This window comes from Weissella viridescens, from assembly GCF_001437355.1.
GTDB lineage: Bacteria > Bacillota > Bacilli > Lactobacillales > Lactobacillaceae > Weissella > Weissella viridescens.
Window position 1 is genome coordinate 256,834 of record NZ_JQBM01000002.1, and the last position, 18,427, is coordinate 275,260.

The 18,427-nt window shown below is 41.4% G+C and carries 6 protein-coding genes; all 6 read left to right on the forward strand.

Annotated elements, in window-relative coordinates; all coding sequences use genetic code 11:
- Positions 1-4 precede the first annotated feature (4 nt).
- The 6 genes from asp3 to IV50_RS03905 all read left to right on the forward strand — a co-directional run bounded on the left by asp3 (position 5) and on the right by IV50_RS03905 (position 18,402).
- Entirely contained in the window at positions 5-793 is a 789-nt protein-coding gene (gene asp3 / locus IV50_RS03880) for an accessory Sec system protein Asp3 (protein WP_057745359.1), read from the forward strand.
- Between the two features lie 21 nt (positions 794-814).
- On the forward strand, positions 815-2,266 hold the full coding sequence (locus IV50_RS03885) for a glycosyltransferase (protein WP_057745362.1): 1,452 nt from the start codon (positions 815-817) through the stop codon (positions 2,264-2,266).
- Positions 2,256-3,107 carry a hypothetical protein gene (locus IV50_RS03890; protein WP_057745365.1) on the forward strand — a complete coding sequence of 284 codons (852 nt, stop codon included), beginning with the start codon at positions 2,256-2,258 and terminating at the stop codon, positions 3,105-3,107. The genes IV50_RS03885 and IV50_RS03890 overlap by 11 nt, the downstream gene beginning before the upstream one ends.
- Positions 3,108-3,403: 296 nt before the next feature.
- Positions 3,404-3,964 (forward strand): KxYKxGKxW signal peptide domain-containing protein, encoded by a 561-nt coding sequence (locus tag IV50_RS03895; RefSeq protein ID WP_057745368.1) that lies wholly within the window; start codon positions 3,404-3,406, stop codon positions 3,962-3,964.
- Positions 3,965-4,081: 117 nt separating this feature from the next.
- The gene (locus IV50_RS03900; protein ID WP_057745371.1) at positions 4,082-7,837 is read left to right on the forward strand and encodes an LPXTG cell wall anchor domain-containing protein; all 3,756 of its coding nucleotides are present in this window, start codon (positions 4,082-4,084) and stop codon (positions 7,835-7,837) included.
- 428 nt (positions 7,838-8,265) lie between these two features.
- Positions 8,266-18,402, forward strand: coding sequence for a KxYKxGKxW signal peptide domain-containing protein (locus tag IV50_RS03905; protein WP_057745373.1), 10,137 nt, complete (start codon positions 8,266-8,268; stop codon positions 18,400-18,402).
- Positions 18,403-18,427 lie beyond the last annotated feature (25 nt).

The following is an 18,427-nucleotide window of genomic DNA, read 5'->3' on the forward strand; positions in this document are numbered from 1 at the left end:
GGAGATGCAACCAGTTTATATTTTAAAATGGGATCAGCTCTCAGCGCATGCCTTTACGTATGGTGCTGATATCACTTATCCTGATGTGACAACTGTTGCCTATGCTAATAGTTTACAGCCTTCAGGTAAGCCGATTTATACTTGGGAAAATCTATCGGCACAACAAGCTTCTGATGCAGGGATACGGCAAAGTGTGGTCATGCCCATTTTGGAACCTGACCATACGTATCACGTGCAGGCCAATTTGACCGCAACACCAGTTAATTCTGTCGGGATTAGTGTTGATTTTCTTGATTATGAAGGACATGTTATGGAGCGTATCGTCCAGACAACATCAAGTTTTGATTTTACCTTTCCGTATGATGCGATTGACTATCGAATTAGTATTGTTAAGTTTAATAATGAGGAATTGCAGTTTGATTCTATTTTGTTAGCTGAATCAGACCTTTTCACGACTATGACTTTTGAAACAGACCCTGCCATCGATGCAGTTGTTGCAAAAAATCGTGAATTATCGCAATCTGGGCAAACGGCAACTGTTTTGCTTAAAAAGGTAAATTACCCTGTCGATACGATGTACATTGATGCACGTTTTGATGAAGCTGTCTATCTGGGGATGACGGCGTCAATGCTAGCAGATAAGGAACGGCTAAAGTCCTATTTTGAGCAGGTCCAAGCGACAGCACAGATGGCTGATTTATCAATTTCAGATGTCGAAGTTACTGGAATTGGTATGGGAACGGATGCGGCAGTTAAATTATTTAGAGATAAATGGCAAAATCACAAGGATTGAGAATAGAAAGTAGGAGAGAATATGAATTTCTTTATTAATCAAGCCATGGGCATCGGAAATTCCGGTGTTGAGCATGCGCAATTTTATCGTGCGGAGCGCTTTGACCAAGCGGGGTTACCATATCGATATATCTTTTTAAACTTTGTGCCTGAATTACATAAGGCTATTGATCATTGGAAATTACGCGATGATCAAGTGATTAATCTATGGGAGTACTTAGTTTTAGGGGAAGATTACTTAAAGACTGGTTTAAAAGAACGCCAAGAGCCAGTTAATGGAGATACGGTGGTTGATCGTACCAATACACACCGTAAACGTGAAGGGGTGACGGATTCAGGGATTCGTTATGTGCAACACATGGTGAAGGGGCCTGATAAGCACGACCCTGAAAATCAAATTTTGCAAGTTTCTAATTATCGGGTTGAGTTATTTAATGAAGCAACTGGTGAACGTCGTGTCATGTACGAGATTATTGATGATCCTCATCGTAAAGCCGTTGTTTCAAATATTCACCTATTCAATGAAAACGGCGAACATCTTTTCTTCCGTAATTTAAATGGTTTGCACCGTATGTTCTTTGAAAAACTAGATGCTGCCTTTAATGAACACAGCACATTTATCATTGACCGTGGTGAATTTGCTGATGATGTGTTGATGGAGAAACGCATTCCAAACTCAAAGATTGTTTACATTGTGCATGCTGATCAATTAGCCAATCGTGATGATCCAAAGTATCCGCTATGGAATGATCACTATGAATACATGCTAGAACATGTGGATGCAGTAGATGCCATTGTAACGGCAACAAAGATTCAACGTGATGATATCTTAGTTGATTTTCCAGATGCGGCTGATAAGGTCATTGCAATTCCGGTTGGTGGTGTTCGAGATGATGCACCAGCTATTGAAGATGCCGAAATGCATACGCCAATTCGCTTTATTACGGCTTCACGTTTAGCGGCTGAAAAGCACGTTGATATTGCTGTTAAAGCAGTAGCTAAGTTACACGATAAGTTGGGTGTCGATGTTATTTTTGACATTTACGGTCAAGGTGAAAAGAAAGACACGATTGAACAAGCTATCAAAGATAGCAACGCTGAGGATTACATTACAATGAAGGGTCTTTCAAATGACTTGGTAAATATCTATCCAAAGTATGATGCATTCATCTCAACGTCATTTTCTGAAGGATTTGGTTTGACGTATATCGAAGCGTTGAATGCAGCATTGCCAGTTGTGACCTTTGATGCGCGTTTTGGTGCGCAAGAATTGGTTCAGGATGGTGTGAACGGTTTCCTAATGCCGTTTAAACGTGATGATGAAGCTTATGATGTTGATCAAATTGAATTAGGTTTGGAAAAGTTATTGGATGCTGATTACGCAACCCTTAAGCAAAATACGCAAAAGTCAGTGGAGCCATTCCAAGATCATGTCACCGCTGCTAAGTGGAAGGAGTTAATCGATGAACTATGAGTTAGTTAATAACATTACCCTTGGGAGTGATGTTTGGGAAAAGGTAAAACAAAATATCGCTAAAGATGATGCAACAGTCATTACTTTGACAGCTGCACCACGCTTTTTTGGACTTTTGCAAGATGAAGGCGTTAAAGGTATCAACGTCTTAGATCATGTTACGAAGCGTAGTTATGTACCTGATCAATATCGTTTCGTCAATGATGTTCCAGTTCCAACGTGGGCGAAAATTGATATGAACCAAGATGGTAGCATTTTAGTGAGTGATCAAGGAGATGTTATTGCACGTGAATATCTTTTTGGCAATACACGTCGTGCGGTGCAAGACGTCCGTTATAACAACCCAGATGGCACACTTGATTACATTGAAGAATATGCCTTTGATGGGACTGTGTTTAGTAATTTGTTCTATGCCGACAATCAGCTGCAAGAAATCGTGTTCTATAATTCTGATGTGCAACCGGTTGTGCGTTATTACTTCTACGAGGGTGTGATTAACTTTGTAACGATTGAAGATCCAAAAACACATGCTGTCCTTAAGGACTATGAAAACCTAGATGCGTTTTTGGTTGATCAAGTGGCTCAATTGGTCACAGAGGATGATACGGTTGTCTTCCATTACATGGGTGTTGAAATGAATTCGCTACGTGAAGCGAAATCACATAACGTCTTGGAGATGGCTGAGTCAGTATTAGATGAAAATGGCAATGTGCGTGGTAATTTGGATCTTATTTTACAAGGTCAATTGGATTATATTGATGAGGTTCGTGTTGATTCACAGGGTTATCACGATTTAGAACAATCTGGTGTCCCAATGGACCGTGTTGTGGAAGTGAAATAACTTTCGCATAATTATACACTAGGTATTTAATATAAACATGTAACAAATAGCACGTCACATACAAATTAAATCAAAAAAATTAGTAAAACAAGTAAAACGTTTAACCTATTGGAATTACTTTGTTTGTGAGATTTTCATTAAATTAACATTTCAAAAAACAGCCTAGAATCTGTGAAAAAGATTTGAAATATAGTAATTATGTTGTAAAATCGGGATTAATTCATTATTGATAGGATTCTAATACAAGTAGTGTTGGAGTTTTTTATAATATAAGTGTGAAAAGGGAGACATATTATATGAGTAGATTCAATTCAGAACGTCAAGCGGAGATTTTTGATAATAATAAAAAGGTTCGCTACCGCATGTTCAAAGCTGGTAAGCAATGGTTAGTTGCTGGTACTGCTACTGTTAGTGGTGCTGCAGGTGGCATGTTGTTGGGGGGAACCGGTGCGTTTGCTGATTCAACTGATCCAAAGGCTATTCAAGCTGATGATCAAAGCGTTTTGGCTAACACAGATTCTGCGACGATTCCAGCCGCAGACTCAGCAGCAACAACGGAAGACGTAGCTAGCGCTTCAGCATCAACAACTGATGTTGACAGTGCCTCAGTTTCAACATCTGTTTCAGTATCTGCAAGTACTTCAGTCGTAGAAGCTGCTGCCTCAGCAACTTCAACTAACGACGATTCAGTTGAATCACAATCAACTGAATCAGCAACTGATACATCAGTTGCATCAACTTCTACAACAGAAGCTTCATCTACTGAAGATTCAACTGTAGATTCACAAACATCAACATCAAACGATTCAGCAGCAACTTCAACAGTTGACTCAGAATCAACTAACGAAACATCATAATCAACAGATTCAGCTAGTGTTGAAACTTCTGAAGCTTCAACAACTGATTCAGCTGTTGCTGACGCAAGTGCTTCTGCTAGCGAATCTGCTGTAAAGAGCACTGAAGTATCAGCTTCATTGTCAAAGGCTGTTGCTGATGGTTCATTAAAGACATCAACAAGCGCATCACAAAGCTTGAAGACTTCAGCATCAATTTCAGCTTCAAAGGCAGCCCTTAAGAAGGTTACCCGTGTTGCTGCAGGTGCTACTTCAACAAGTACACCAGTTCCTGGACACCAAGCTAACCGCGAAAGTGGTATTGACGCCGGACAAGCCAACGGATTTTTGAACACGGTTGACCGTGCTTTGAAGATGGTTGGAAGTAGCTTGGCAGACTTGGGATTATCAACTGACATTAGCGGTATCTTGGATGGTACAATTGCCATCACACAAGGTAAAGATGGATCTGTTAAGGTTACCGTAGATCAAGGATTCTTGAGTGCCTTCGGTAAGATGGACGGAGTTGCATATTATTGGAACCCAAAGGCTAACAATGGAGCCGGAGCTTGGGTTGAAATTCCAGGATCACGTGATAAGTTACAGACTTCAGGAACGGATACAATTGAAATTCCATTTAACCCAAGCGACTATGGCTTTGAAGAAGGCGACACTGTTTACTTCCAAGTTGGAGTTAACACATCTGGGTTAGTTCAATCGGTTGGTGATGCTGCTAAGCGAGAAATTTCACGTCTTGCACCTGGAATTGCTGGTGATGCTGCGAATGCACTTTTGCAAGGTGCCATCAATGCTTTCGAAGCAACGATTGGAACTGGAAACAACTACGAATATTCTGATGTTAAGGGCGCTCCTGTTATCAAGGATTACAACGCCATGTCAGAATCAGCTTCAGCAAGCTTGCTTGAATCATTAGATGCTTCTATCTCAGGAAGTATGGAAACAAGTTATAGCATGTCACAAGCAAGCGAATCATACGGTCAAGATTCATTGGATAGCTTCTCAGCTACTGATGCCTCATTGTCTGCATCAATTCAATCAAGCTTGGCTGACTCAGCCTCAACTTCAAAGTCAGTTTCATTGAGTGTGTCAAACTTCAACGAACTTGAAGGTGCATTGTGGAACAGTAACTCAAAGAGTGCGTCAACACGTGACTCATTGCAGGTTTCAGAAAGTGATTCAGCTTCACTTTCAGAATCAACTGCATCAGTTTCTGCATTCCGTTCACAATCAACTGACTCAGTTTCGGCTTCTAAGTCATTCGCAAGTGCTTCAAACCAAGCTGTTGCAGATGATGGTGGAAAGAGCCTTTCACAACGTCTCCAATCACAAAATGATTCACGTTCAGAATCAACATCATTCTCAAATGCTGTTGCCGAAAGTGTCTCAATTCAAAATTCATTGAATACATCAGTTTCAGCTGCATGGAAGAGTGCTCAAGACAGTGCTTCACGTGAAGTGACAACTGGAATTTGGCCAGTGCAACGCATTGACTCACAAAAGTCATTGCAAATCTCATTGTCAATGAGTATTTCACAAGCTGACTCAACTCAAGCATCAGCATCAGTAAGTACTGAAGTGACACCTGGATCATTGGCTGCTTCAAAGAGTATCTCAGAAGCAAATTCAACTTCATTGTCAGCTTCAAAGTCAAACTACGATGCAGAATTACAAGCTTCAACTGATGCATCTGTTTCAGCAAGTACTTCTGATTCAATGGACTCAGCTGCTAAGTCAGCTTCAGCAGTTGACGCGTCTGCAGCTGCAAGTGCATCAGCTAACGATGCTTCACTTGAAGCTAGCACATCAGCTAACAACTCATTGAATGCTTCACTTGAAACTTCAGCTAAGTCTTCATTAGCTGGATTAGTTTCAGGCTCAACATCAATTTCAGAATCAACATCACAATCAATCGTGGACTCAATTGCGAGCCAAATCAGTTTGAACATTGCTGAAGGTAGTGCTTCAGTTAGCCGTTCAAACTCAATCCAATTGTCAGGAATTGATGCGGCTAACAGCCGTAGTGCTCGTGATGAAATTGGAATTCTTTTGCCAAACCGTTCAAAGTCAACTTCAATTTCATTGATTTTGAGTGACTCTGTTTCAAAGTCAGTTAGTGAATCTAACGCACAATGGCCATCTGTTTCAGCTTCAGCATCAAAGTCAGCTGCTTCAGTTAACAGTGAATTCCACCAATCACTTGCGGATTCAACATCTACTAGTAATTCAGAAGTGGCTTCAGAAAGCGCAGCTGTAAACTCAGCTTCAGCTGAAGTATCAACTTCAACTACTGGATTAATCATTGATAAGTACTTGCCTAACTATGAAAATAATGAAAAGCAAGATGCTAAGAATAAGATTGATGCTCTAGAAAACTTAACTGACGCCGAAAAGGATGATTTCAAGAAGCAAGTTGATGATGCAACAACAACTCCTGAAATCAATGGTGTTGTGACTGATGCCATTGCTAAGGACCTTGACAATGCTAAGCAATCAGCTAAGGATACAATCGATGGATTGACTAACTTAGACGATGCAGAGAAGAAGGACTTTAACGATAAGGTTGATGCCGCTAAGACAACTGATGAAGTTAAGCAAATTGTTCAGGATGCTAAGGATGCCAATGCAGCCAAGCAAGATCCACAAGCCCTTGAAGATGCTAAGAATGCTGCCAAGGACGAAATCAACAAGTTGCCAAACTTGACAGATGACGAGAAGAAGGCTGCCCAAGACGCAGTTGATGCATCAAAGACAACTGATGAAGTAGCAAAGAACTTGCAAGACGCTAAGGATCAAGATCAAGCAAATAAAGATTTGCAAGATGCTAAGGACGCCGCTAAGGACGAAATTAGCAAGTTGCCAAACTTGACAGATGACGAGAAGAAGGCTGCTGAAGATGCAGTTGATGCTTCAAAGACAACTGACGAAGTTGATTCAGCCTTGAAGGATGCTAAGGATCAAGATCAAGCAAACAAGGATTTGCAAGATGCCAAGGATGATGCCAAGAACCAAATTGACAAGTTGCCAAACTTGAATGATAAGGAAAAGCAAGATGCTAAGGATGCCGTTGATGATGCCAAGACAACTGATGAAGTTGACGATGCATTGAACGATGCCAAGGATAAGAACGAAGCTAACCAAGATCCAAAGGAACTTGAAGATGCTAAGAAGGATGCCAAGGACCAAATCGACAAGTTGCCAAACTTGACTGATAAGGAAAAGGAAGACATCAAGAAGGACATTGACGACGCCAAGACAACTGATGAAGTTGACGAAATCGTTGAAGATGCCAAGGACCAAAACGAAGCTAACCAAGATTCAAAGAACCTTGAAGATGCCAAGAACGATGCTAAGAACCAAATCGACAAGTTGCCTAACTTGACTGATCAAGAAAAGGATGACTTGAAGAAGCGTGTAGATGAAGCTACTTCTACTGATGACATCAACAACATTCTTGATGAAGCTAAGCGCCAAAATGATGCCAAGACAACTGATCCATCAAACCCTACGAACCAAGATAAGGGTACTGATGGAAAGGGTAACCAAGGTACAGATGGTCAAGCACAAGATGGTAAGAACTTAGAAGATGTAAAGTCAAATGGTAAGAACCAAATTGATGGTTTGCAAAACTTGACTGAACAAGAAAAGAACGACTTCAAGGCTCGCATTGATGCAGCAACTTCAGAAGCTGAAGTAAATGCTATCATTAATGAAGCTAAGGCACTTAGTGCACAACGTGCTGCTGATAAGAAGCAAGCACAATTGCCAAACACTGGTGTTGAAGACGCTCAAAATGCTGGACTACTTGGTGGTTCAATGCTTGGTGCATTAGCATTATTCGGATTAGGAAAGCGCAACAAGAAGCGTGAAGAGAAGTAAAACTTAGTTAACTTTGATCATGCTACAGAAAAAGCCGCCGGGTAAAACCGGTGGCTTTTTTGTATGTAGTTATATTCACAAGTTGACGAATTTTTGTGGTGAAATCATGACTTTACTCATATTTTTATTTAGTATATGCCCTTTACTATTGTATTAATGTGAAAAAGGAAATTTTTCTCATTGTGAATTTTGTAACCAATGAGTCAAACTATATCGAATGATAGATGTAAGCATACCAATTGTGTTGTTTATGTTATGAAAAGCCTTGCAATTTAAGGTTTTAAGCGTAAGATATAGGTGTATTAAAAATTAGGCTTATACTCGGTAAAATGTGAATGACCAATAAAAATGCTCATAAAAATAGGCGTTATGAGGGGATTGGTTTGCAAAACAGTTGGGGAACCTTGGTAAGTTAGGAGATAAAAAATATGAGTAGATTTAATCAAAATCGACGTACGGAGATTTTTGAGAATAATAAAAAAGTTCGTTTCCGTATGTTTAAATCAGGAAAACAATGGCTTGTATCGGGAACAGCCACATTGAGTGGTGTTGTTGGTGGCTATTTCTTAGGTGGAACAGGTGCCTTTGCTGATACAACAAATGCGAAAACAATTGAAACGGATGATAAGGCGCTCCTTGTGAATGCGGACACAGCTACTATTCCAGCTGTAAACGATGACGCGACGAGTGCATCACAATCATTAAGTGTCTCAACTTCAAAAAGTGAGTCATTTAGCGTTTCAGTTTCTGAAGCTACGCTTTCAGAACAAGTGACACAAGCTGATACAGACAATCGTTCAATGGTTTCAACGCAATCCGTTGAAAGTGCATCAGCGTCCTCTGTAACAGTGGAAAGTGAACATGAAAGTACACAATCTAAGAGTGTTTCAGATCAAACAGCGGATAGTCATGTCCAAAAATCCGCCACTGTGACAGAACAATCAAGCGTCAGTCAATCTGAAAACGACCATGTGGCACAAACTAGCGAAACCGATAATGGCAGTGGTTCTACGAGTGCTTCAGTAATTCAAGATGATGCAACCGTATCAGCCTCAATGAGTGCCTCAATCCGTCAATCAACATTGGATAGTGCCTCAGTTTCAACCTCAATGGCGAATGCCGTTAAAGATGGTTCTTTGGTGACGTCTAAAAGTGCATCACAAAGCTTAAAAACATCAGCCTCTATTTCAAGTTCTAAGGCAAGCATGAAGAAAACGGCACCACGTGTACGTACGCTTGCTGCTACATCGTCACCTAAGCCAAGTACAAAGGTACCTGGACACCAAGCCGACGTTGAAAGTGGTATTGAAGGCGGACAAGCAAATGCTTTTTTGAATGCCGTTGATCGAGCTTTGAAACTCGCTGGCTTTAGCGGTGGATTAGCATCAATGGGTCTTTCTACTGATATCAGTGATATTTTGGCATCCAACAAAGTGATTTACGATGGTGAAACTGGAACGATTAAAGTTACTTTGAGTAAAGGATTTTTGAGCGCCTTTGGAAAGATGGATGGAGTGCTTTACTATTGGGATCCAACCGCTAACCGTGGCGCTGGGGCTTGGACTGAAGTCCCAGGCTCACGTCAAGCGATGCAATCGACTGATAGTGAAGCGGTGATTAGTGTGCCATTTAATCCAACTGACGCAGGTTTCTCAGATGGGGACACAGTCTATTTCCAAGCCGGTGTTAATACATCAGGTCTCTTACAATCAGTTGCGGATGCGGTTACCAAAAACATGGGACCGGTTGCTGGTGGTATTGTGCAAGGAATCGTGGGTGCATATGAAGCTACCCTTGGAACAGGGAATAACTATGAATATTCTGACGTTCAAGGTGCGCAAGTTGTCACTGACTTTGAGTCAATGTCAACTTCTGCATCAGCCAGTTTGTTAGATTCTCAAGATGCCTCAATTTCAAACAGCATGGAAGCTAGCTATAGCATGGCTAAGAACAGTGAATCTTATGGACAAGACTCATTGGATAGCTTTTCAGCGACACAAGATTCTTTGGATGCCTCAATTTCAACAAGTTTAGTTGATTCGGCTTCAACTTCTAGTTCATTCTCAATTAGTGTCTCGAGCTGGCAAGAAGATGCTCATAATCTTTGGCCAAGTGTATCCAAGAGTGCGTCAATTCAGGATTCTAAAAATAAATCTGAAAGTACTTCAGCAAGTACGGCATACGATACAGCTTCAAAAAGTGCTAGTCGCTCAGAGACTGTTGCCTCAACGTCAACTAGCAAATCAATTGTGAGTGCTGCCTCTAATGCTGTGAAATCAAATGCATCTATTAGTAAGGCCAATAGCCAAACGTCTGTTGCTAACAGTACATCTGCTTCAAAGAGTGCCTCAAGTGCAATTGCAGATAGTATTGCAGCATCTCAAAGTGTGTCAACTTCTTTGTCTAAGGCTAATTCAACGGCTAGTGCGAATGCTTCTCGTTCAGTAACGGGTGGTATTATAACTGGTTGGAGGGTTGATTCAGTGATGTCAGCATCCTTGACTGCATCAATGTCTGGTTCAGCTTCAATTTCAGCCTCAGCGTCAGTGCAACCAATTGATGAAATCAATTCAAAGCAAGCCTCTGCAAGTATTTCTCAAGCAAATTCAGCTTCGCTTTCTGCTTCATACTCAAAGCAAGTTGCTGACTCTGAAACATATGAACAAACATCGCTGGCAAATAGTTTTTCAAAGTCAGTCGCTGATGAAGAGGCTAGTGAAGATTCGTATTATGATTCAGCATATGAGAGTCAATCAATCTTTTCTGCTTCAAAGGGCGCAAGTCAATCAGCGAATGTTTCTTTAAATACATCATTGGATAATTCATCAAGTCAGTCATTGTATGATTCAGTGAGCGGATCAACTTCATCCTCAAAGTCGGTGATTCAATCAACGATTGATGATCGGGCTAGTGCCATTAGTTTGAGTAACTTTTTGGCGAGTCGAGCTGATTCACGTTCACGTTCAACATCATTGGCAGATATTGATGCTTCAATCAGTGCTAGTATCCGTAGCAATGTTGGTTGGATTTTCATCGACCAAAGTGCTTCTAAGTCTGGTTCAATTTTTGTGAGTCAATCAATTGCTGCTTCCACTTCAAAGTCGGTTTCTGAATGGCCAGCTTTCTCGGAATCTGATTCAAAGCGTAGTCAATCAACAATGGATTCTTACTATGATTCTATTGATGGGCTATTCTCAGGTAGCCGTTCGACTTCAGCTTCAACGAGTTCAAGTTTGACGGTAAATTCAGAAGAAGATTCAACATCAACCTCTGGTTCAATTATTGAAAAGTATTTGCCACACTATGAAGCTCTTTCAAAGAGCGAGAGTGCGTCAATGGCTTCCGAAAGTGCGTCAAACTCAAAGGCTGATTCTGAATCAGCATCAACTTCAAAGTCGCTTGCCGAATCGAATTCTGATTTGGATGCCTCAACTCAAGCTAGTCAATCAAAGGTTGCTTCGCAAAGTAAGTCACAGTCATTGATTGACTCACAAAGTGCGTCATCAAGTCAGGTGGCTGACTCACTTGCCGACTCACGCTCGAATACCTTATCAACAACAGATCAATCAGTTAGTGCGAGTCAATCAAAGGTTGATTCACAGAATGCTTCAGTGAGTGCACGTCATTCACGTGAGGATAGTATTTCAAATGAATCAAATAGTGCCAAAGCGTCAGTGAGTGATTCTGTTTCAACCAGTGCTTCTAAGTCAAACTTAGAATCAAAGAGTCTTAGTCATATTTCTGAAAGTGTGTCTGCCTCTGCCTCTGATTCTGAAAGTGCTCGTCAATCAAAGAGTATGGCAAATGAGTTGAGTACGTCCGATGCTTCAATTAGTGCTTCAAAGTCGATTGATCAGTCACAACGTGCTTCACAATCTGCTTCGAAGACACCAAACGACGCTTCATTGAGTGTATCCGCTTCAAAGTCAAATCAACTTTCACAGCGTGCGTCAAATAGTGCTTCGCAATCAGTTTACGAGAGTGTGGCCAGTGAATCTTTGAGTGCAGCGGCATCAACCAGTGCTTCTGCTTTGACAAGTATTTCAAAGTCCATCTCACAAAACGAAAGTGCTGTTGAAGCATCAAAGAGTGCTTCAGCTTCGCTTTCTGCTAATATCAGTGAAATTGCCTCAACAAGTACAAGCATTTCACGCAGTGCTAACTTGGATTCACAAAGTGCCTCTGCCTCAACGTCTGATTCTGACAGTGTTTCAGCTTCAAAATCAGCTGCAGATGATGATGTCGTGAAATCAAAGTCAGCTAGTGAATCAATTGCGGCCTCAATTGAAGCCTCTATTTCTGCTTCAATTAAAGATGATTCAACGATTGACTCAATGAATGAGTCTTTGTCTGAACAACAGTCAAATTCAGTTGTCGCCTCAAAGTCAGCTTCTGAAGAGTTGAACTCAGAATTGATTTCACTTTCAAAGTCAGCATCGGCTTCAATCGGCGTTTCTGAAAATGCATCAGCTGATAAGTCGAACTCATTGAATGAATCAATTGTGACCTCACAATTAATCCTTGATTCAGAAGATGACTCTCGTTCAACGTCAACTAGTGGATCAATGTCGACATCACAATCGATTGTTGATTCATTGAACGAAAAATCAATGAGTACTTCAGCAAGTGTGTCTGCGTCATTAATGGAACCAACTTCCGAGTCAGATTCGATTAACGCATCTATTTCACATTCACAATCGTTGGTAGATAGTGCCGCAGATGCTTCAACTTCTGCTGCTGATTCAAAGGAAGCATCAATTTCTACTTCGGCGAGCCATCTCGAAAGCGATAATACATCGCACTCTAATGCTTCAACTTCTGCTTCAGCTGCAGTGGATGATTCGAATAAGGCTTCGGCTTCAAAATCTGTTTCAGTGAGTGCATCAAATGCTTCTGTTTCAGCTTCAGAATCTGTTTCAGTATCAAACCGACCTTCAGCAACAAATGAATCAGAGAGTGCAGCTCTTTCGAAGAAGGATTCAATGGATGGTTCTGTCAGCCAAAGCGAGTCACGTCAACAAAGTATTTCTGATGCATCTGAGTCAGCATCCGCTTCTACGCAAGCTTCTCAATCAGCTTCTCAATCAGCTTCTCAATCAGCTTCTCAATCAGCGTCAGAATCACGAGTTAAGCAAGATGAAGACAGTGTTGCATCTGCTTCGGCCTCAACTTCTGATCAGCTTAGCGAAGTTGTTTCAAAGAGCCAAGCGGACTCACTTAGTCGTTCAATTAACTCGGCGTCAGCATCGGCCTCTGATAGTGTGTCGGCCCGTGAATCAACTTCGAACACGAATTCAGATAGCGATGTAGATAGTGCATCTTTGTCAACGTCTGCCAGTCTTTCAAAGGTGGCTTCACAAAGTGGTTCAATTTCAACATCAAGTGCTGAAGAGGCGGCTTCAAAGGTTGCGTCACAATCATTGGTTGATGCAACGTCTGTTTCAGAAACAGGTTCAATTTCGAAGTCAACTAGTGTTGCGCAGTCTCTTGAATCTGCATCACAAGAGGCCTCGGATTCAACGTCTGTCTCAATTGATAAGTCAATGAGTACGTCCAATAGTTTGGTCAACTCAGTAGCAAGTGACTCAACATCAGCTTCATTGTCTGATAGTTTGTCTAGCTCAACCAGTGCATCAACTTCTGATAGTGATTCTATTTCAAAGCAGGTTTCTGAATCAGAAAGCGCATCAACTTCAGCAAGTACTTCGATTTCTTTGAGCGATTCAAGTTCAATTAGTTTGTCTGAATCATTGAGTGCTTCAAAGTCACTAAGTATTTCTGAGTCAGATAGTGGTTCAACATCAGTTAGTGTATCTACTTCAATCAGTACCTCTGATTCCGAAAGTGTTTCAGTTTCAGTGAGTGGTTCAACATCAGTTAGTGATTCACAATCAACAAGTTTGTCAACTGAGCAAAGTTTAGAGGATTCAATCAGTGTGTCGAATTCTGAAAGTACATCAGTTTCAGTGAGTGGTTCAACTTCATTGAGTATCTCTCAATCTGATAGTGCATCTATTTCAGAAAGTACATCGGCTGAAAAGAGTTTGTCAGAATCAACGAGTGTTTCACTTTCTGAGAGTCTATCGACATCAAAGAGTCACTCTGAATCTGTAAGTACATCACAATCACAAAGTGGGTCTGGTTCAATCAGTGTATCGGCATCAACGAGTGCTTCACTGGAGAAGAGTTTGTCAGCTTCGAAGAGTTTGTCTGAATCAATCAGCACATCCACTTCAACGAGTCAGTCAGATTCTACGAGTGCTTCAAATGAGGAAAATGCCTCATTGTCAAAGCAAGCCTCAATCTCGATGAGTGTATCAACTGCTGTTAGTGTGTCGACTTCAACGAGTCAATCTGAATCGGCTAGTTTGATTAGCTCGGTTAGTTTGTCTGAATCAATTCGCCAGTCGCAATCAGTCAGTGTTTCAAAGGTCACAAGTGCCTCTGTTTCAACGAGTGCTTCGCTTTCAACCAGCTTATCGACGTCAACCAGCACATCTGGCTCAGTTAGTCGTTCAGGATCAACAAGTACCTCAACATCGTTGAGTGATTCGACATCAAAGAGTGCCTCACTCTCTGAGAGTACGTCAACTTCAGTTAGTGGATCGGTTTCGACAAGTACGTCAACGTCAACGAGCGTCTCTGTTTCTAAGAGTGATTCAGATTCAAGTAGCCAATCAACTTCAGCGAGTGTGTCAGCATCAACCAGTGATTCAGATTCACAAAGTATCTCGCTTTCAAATAGCGAATCGGCTTCAGTTAGTGATGCGGCATCAATCAGTTTGTCTGACTCACAAAGTCAATCAGCATCAAAGAGTGCTTCAGAATCATTGCGTGTTTCAACAGCAACGAGTGTGAGTGCATCTGAATCTGTCAGTGTTTCTGGTTCATCAAGTGTATCAGCGTCAACGAGTGATTCAGATTCACAAAGTATCTCATTGTCAGAGAGCATTTCAGGATCAGTAAGTACTTCAACGTCGGTCGAAACATCATTGATTGCAAGCAAGTCAGCGTCACAAAGTAAGGCTGATTCAATTCAGGCTTCTGAAGCAAGTAGTTTGTCAACATCCGTTAGTGATTCAGTTTCGCTTGTGACATCTGAGTCGATTAGCGCTTCAAGTTCATTGAGCCATTCACTTTCATTGAGTCAATCAACGTCAACAAGTGTTTCAGGTTCCTTGAGTGCTTCGGCATCGTTGCAAGGTTCTGCCTCGACATCAGCGAGTCAGTCAACGTCACAGAGTATTGCGACATCAACGAGTGTTTCGACCTCAAAGAGTCAGTCAGCCTCAGCAAGTGACGCGGCTTCAATTAGCACATCTGCTTCAAAGAAACAGTCTGCCTCATTGAGTGAATCAGCTTCGTTGAGTGGATCAGTTTCATTAAGTGAGTCAGTTGTTAAGAGTCAATCGATTTCAGTAAGTGCATCCATTTCTACGAGTGATGCCGCCTCACTGAGTGATTCAACTTCATTAAGCAACTCTGTCTCAAAGAGTCTGGTGACGTCCACAAGTGTCTCAACCTCAAAGAGCGGTTCTGCGTCAAAGAGTCAATCAGTATCGCTAAGTGATTCAGTTTCAAAGAGTGGTTCAGATGCAGTAAGTGTTTCTGTGTCAGAACAAGCATCACTCTCAAGCTCTAAGAGCGTCTCGGCTTCAAAGAGTGCGTCTGAATCACGTAGTAAGCAAGATTCAATAAGTCAGAGTGCGTCAACTTCGGCTAGTGACTCTGTTTCAAAGCAAACGTCTGAGTCGCTTAGTCAATCGGTTTCTGCAAGTGCTTCGCACATTGAGAGTGAAGTGACATCAAAGAGTGCAGCTGTTTCAATTAGTACCTCAACCTCGTTGAGTGATTCAACCTCGAAGAGCCTTTCACTTTCAAACGTCACATCAACGTCGTTAAGTGATTCAACTTCTAAGAGTGTGTCAGACGTGGCAAGTGTGTCGACATCTCTAAGTGGCTCACAGTCAAAGAGTGCTTCAGATGCAATTGTTGATTCAAAGATTCACAGTATCTCAAAGTCAACGAGCGAGTCGCAATCACTTATTGAATCGCACTCAATCAGTGCGTCGAAGTCAACGAGTCAATCAATCTTAGATCATGAATCAATTTCAACAACAATCGTTGATTCAACGAATACGTCAAAGATTGAAACTGAGTCTGAATCGGTTAGTGCTTCTGAATCAACAAGTTTGTCTAAGTCAATTCTTGAATCTACGTCGGTTCAAACATCAGTCTCAAAGCAAACGTCTGAGTCAGTAAGTACGTCAAGTTCAATCAGTGTTGATGACTCAACGCAAAAGTCACAATCACGTGTCGTGTCGATTTCAACAAGCGTGTCAGCTTCCGTGAGTGACTCGACTTCAACGTTAGATTCAATTTCGGCAAGTGACTTGGCTTCAAAGAGTGCCTCAAAATCAATTGAAACTTCAGAGTCATTGCGTCACTCAATTTCAAAGAGTACATCTGATTCTGTTGATGTTGAAAACTCAAAGAGTGCGTCAACATCAAAGTCTGGCTCAGCTTCACTTGAGGCATCAAAGGTGGGAAGTGCCTCACTTTCAAAGAGTGCTTCACAATCAATTGCCGTGTCAGGTTCAACGAGTGCGTCTGTTTCTAGATCAGCTTCACAATCAAATGCGATTGCTGATTCAGAGAGTGCGCTTCTCTCAAAGTCTGCCTCGGTTTCAAAGCAAGTTTCTCTTTCTCAAAGTGTTTCAGGTTCAACGAGTCAGTCAAATGAGGCGTCGGTCAATGGCTCAGTGAGTGCCTCAACCTCAGCTGAAAAGTCTTTGTCTCGTGCAAATTCTGAATCAAGTAGCGCTTCAACTTCAAGCAGCAAATCGTTGTCAGTTGTTGCTTCAATGTCAAAGAGTGATTCGCTTTCAAAGAGTCGGTCAATCTCTGTCGCAACGTCAGACTCAATGAGTACATCGATTTCTGATAGTTACTCAGTCTCGGCAGTTGTTTCAACATCAACGAGTGCTTCAGCTTCATTGAGCGATTCGACTTCACTCGAGACTTCAAAGTCACAAAGTGGATCAAGCTCAAAGAGTGGTTCTGTTTCAATTGCAACTTCCCAGTCAATGAGTCGTTCAACCTCAACCAGTCGCTCACAAGTTGTTGATGCATCGAAGTCTGCAAGTGCCTCTGTTTCTGAAGCTAGCTCTCTTTCAACGGTGAAATCATACTCAACGAGTGCCTCAAGTTCGAAGAGTCTATCACTGTCAAAGCAGACGTCTCAGTCAGATAGTGCTTCAACGTCTAAGGTTGCTTCAATTTCAATGGTAACGTCAAAGTCTGTTAGTGCATCAGGATCAAGTAGTTTGTCTCTTTCAAAGATGACGTCAGTATCTATGAGTGCATCATCATCACAAAGTGTGATTGATCAGATTTTCCAAGATCGTAAGGATGCCGCCAAGGATGCGGTGAACAGGTTACCAAATCTAAGCGACAAGGAAAAGCAAGACTTTAATAAGCAAATTGACGACGCAAAGACCAATGATAAGATTGATCAAATCGTGACGGATGCTAAACATAAAGATGCACAGAACTTGCAAGATGCTAAGGATGCGGGTAAAGATGTCATTAATAAGTTGCCAAACTTGAATGACCAAGATAAGGACGCCCTTAACAAACAAATTGATGCTGGTCAAACGGTTGATCAAGTGCAACAAATTGTTAAAGATGCCGCCAAGGATGCGGTGAATAAATTGCCAAACTTGAGCGACAAGGAGAAGCAAGACTTTAACAAGCAGATTGATGATGCCCAGTCAATTGACGTTGTCGATCAAGTTGTAAATGATGCCAAGCATCAAGATGGACAAAACTTGCAAGACGCTAAGGACAAAGCTAAGGATGTTATTAGCAAGTGGCCAAACCTAGATGATCAAGCTAAGGATGCTTTGAACAAACAAATTGATGCTGGTCAAACAGTGGATCAAGTGCAACAAATTGTTAAAGATGCTGCCAAGGATGCGGTGAATAAGTTGCCAAACTTGAGCGACAAAGAAAAGCAAGACTTTAACAAGCGGATTGATGATGCTAAGACTACCGATGCAATTAATCAAATTGTTAATGAAGTTAAGCAGCAAGATGCTAAGAATTTGCAAGATGCTAAGGATAACGGCAAGCATGTCATCGATCAGTTACCAAACTTAAACGATCGTGAGAAAGATGATTTCAAGCGCCGTGTTGATAATGGCCAAACAATCGATGAGATTAATCGAATCGTTGCTGATGCCAAGGCGAAGAATGCACAAAATTTGCAGGATGCCAAGAATAACGGTAAGCAACAAATTGAGCAATTACCAAACTTGACGCCAAATCAAAAGCAAGACTTTAAGAAAAGAATTGATGATGCATCATCAATGATGGAGATTCAAAACATTGTTGATGAAGCAACGCAATCAAATGCCGGACAAGTCATGACTGGACAGCAGGCACAATTGCCAGATACTGCTGTAAATGCACAGTCTGACTTGGGCGTGCTAGGTGGAACGATGTTAGGACTATTAACATTGTTCGGCTTAGGTAAGCGCCGCAAGCGTGAAGAAGAAAAGTAATTAAAAAGATTTTCTTCACATTAGA

What these genes read in the sequence shown, in the direction of transcription:
- IV50_RS03895 (WP_057745368.1), top strand. Translation starts at nt 3,404, where the DNA reads ATGAGTAGATTCAATTCAGAACGTCAAGCGGAGATTTTTGATAATAAT.
- IV50_RS03890 (WP_057745365.1), top strand. Translation starts at nt 2,256, where the DNA reads ATGAACTATGAGTTAGTTAATAACATTACCCTTGGGAGTGATGTTTGG.
- IV50_RS03905 (WP_057745373.1), top strand. Translation starts at nt 8,266, where the DNA reads ATGAGTAGATTTAATCAAAATCGACGTACGGAGATTTTTGAGAATAAT.
- IV50_RS03885 (WP_057745362.1), top strand. Translation starts at nt 815, where the DNA reads ATGAATTTCTTTATTAATCAAGCCATGGGCATCGGAAATTCCGGTGTT.
- asp3 (WP_057745359.1), top strand. Translation starts at nt 5, where the DNA reads ATGCAACCAGTTTATATTTTAAAATGGGATCAGCTCTCAGCGCATGCC.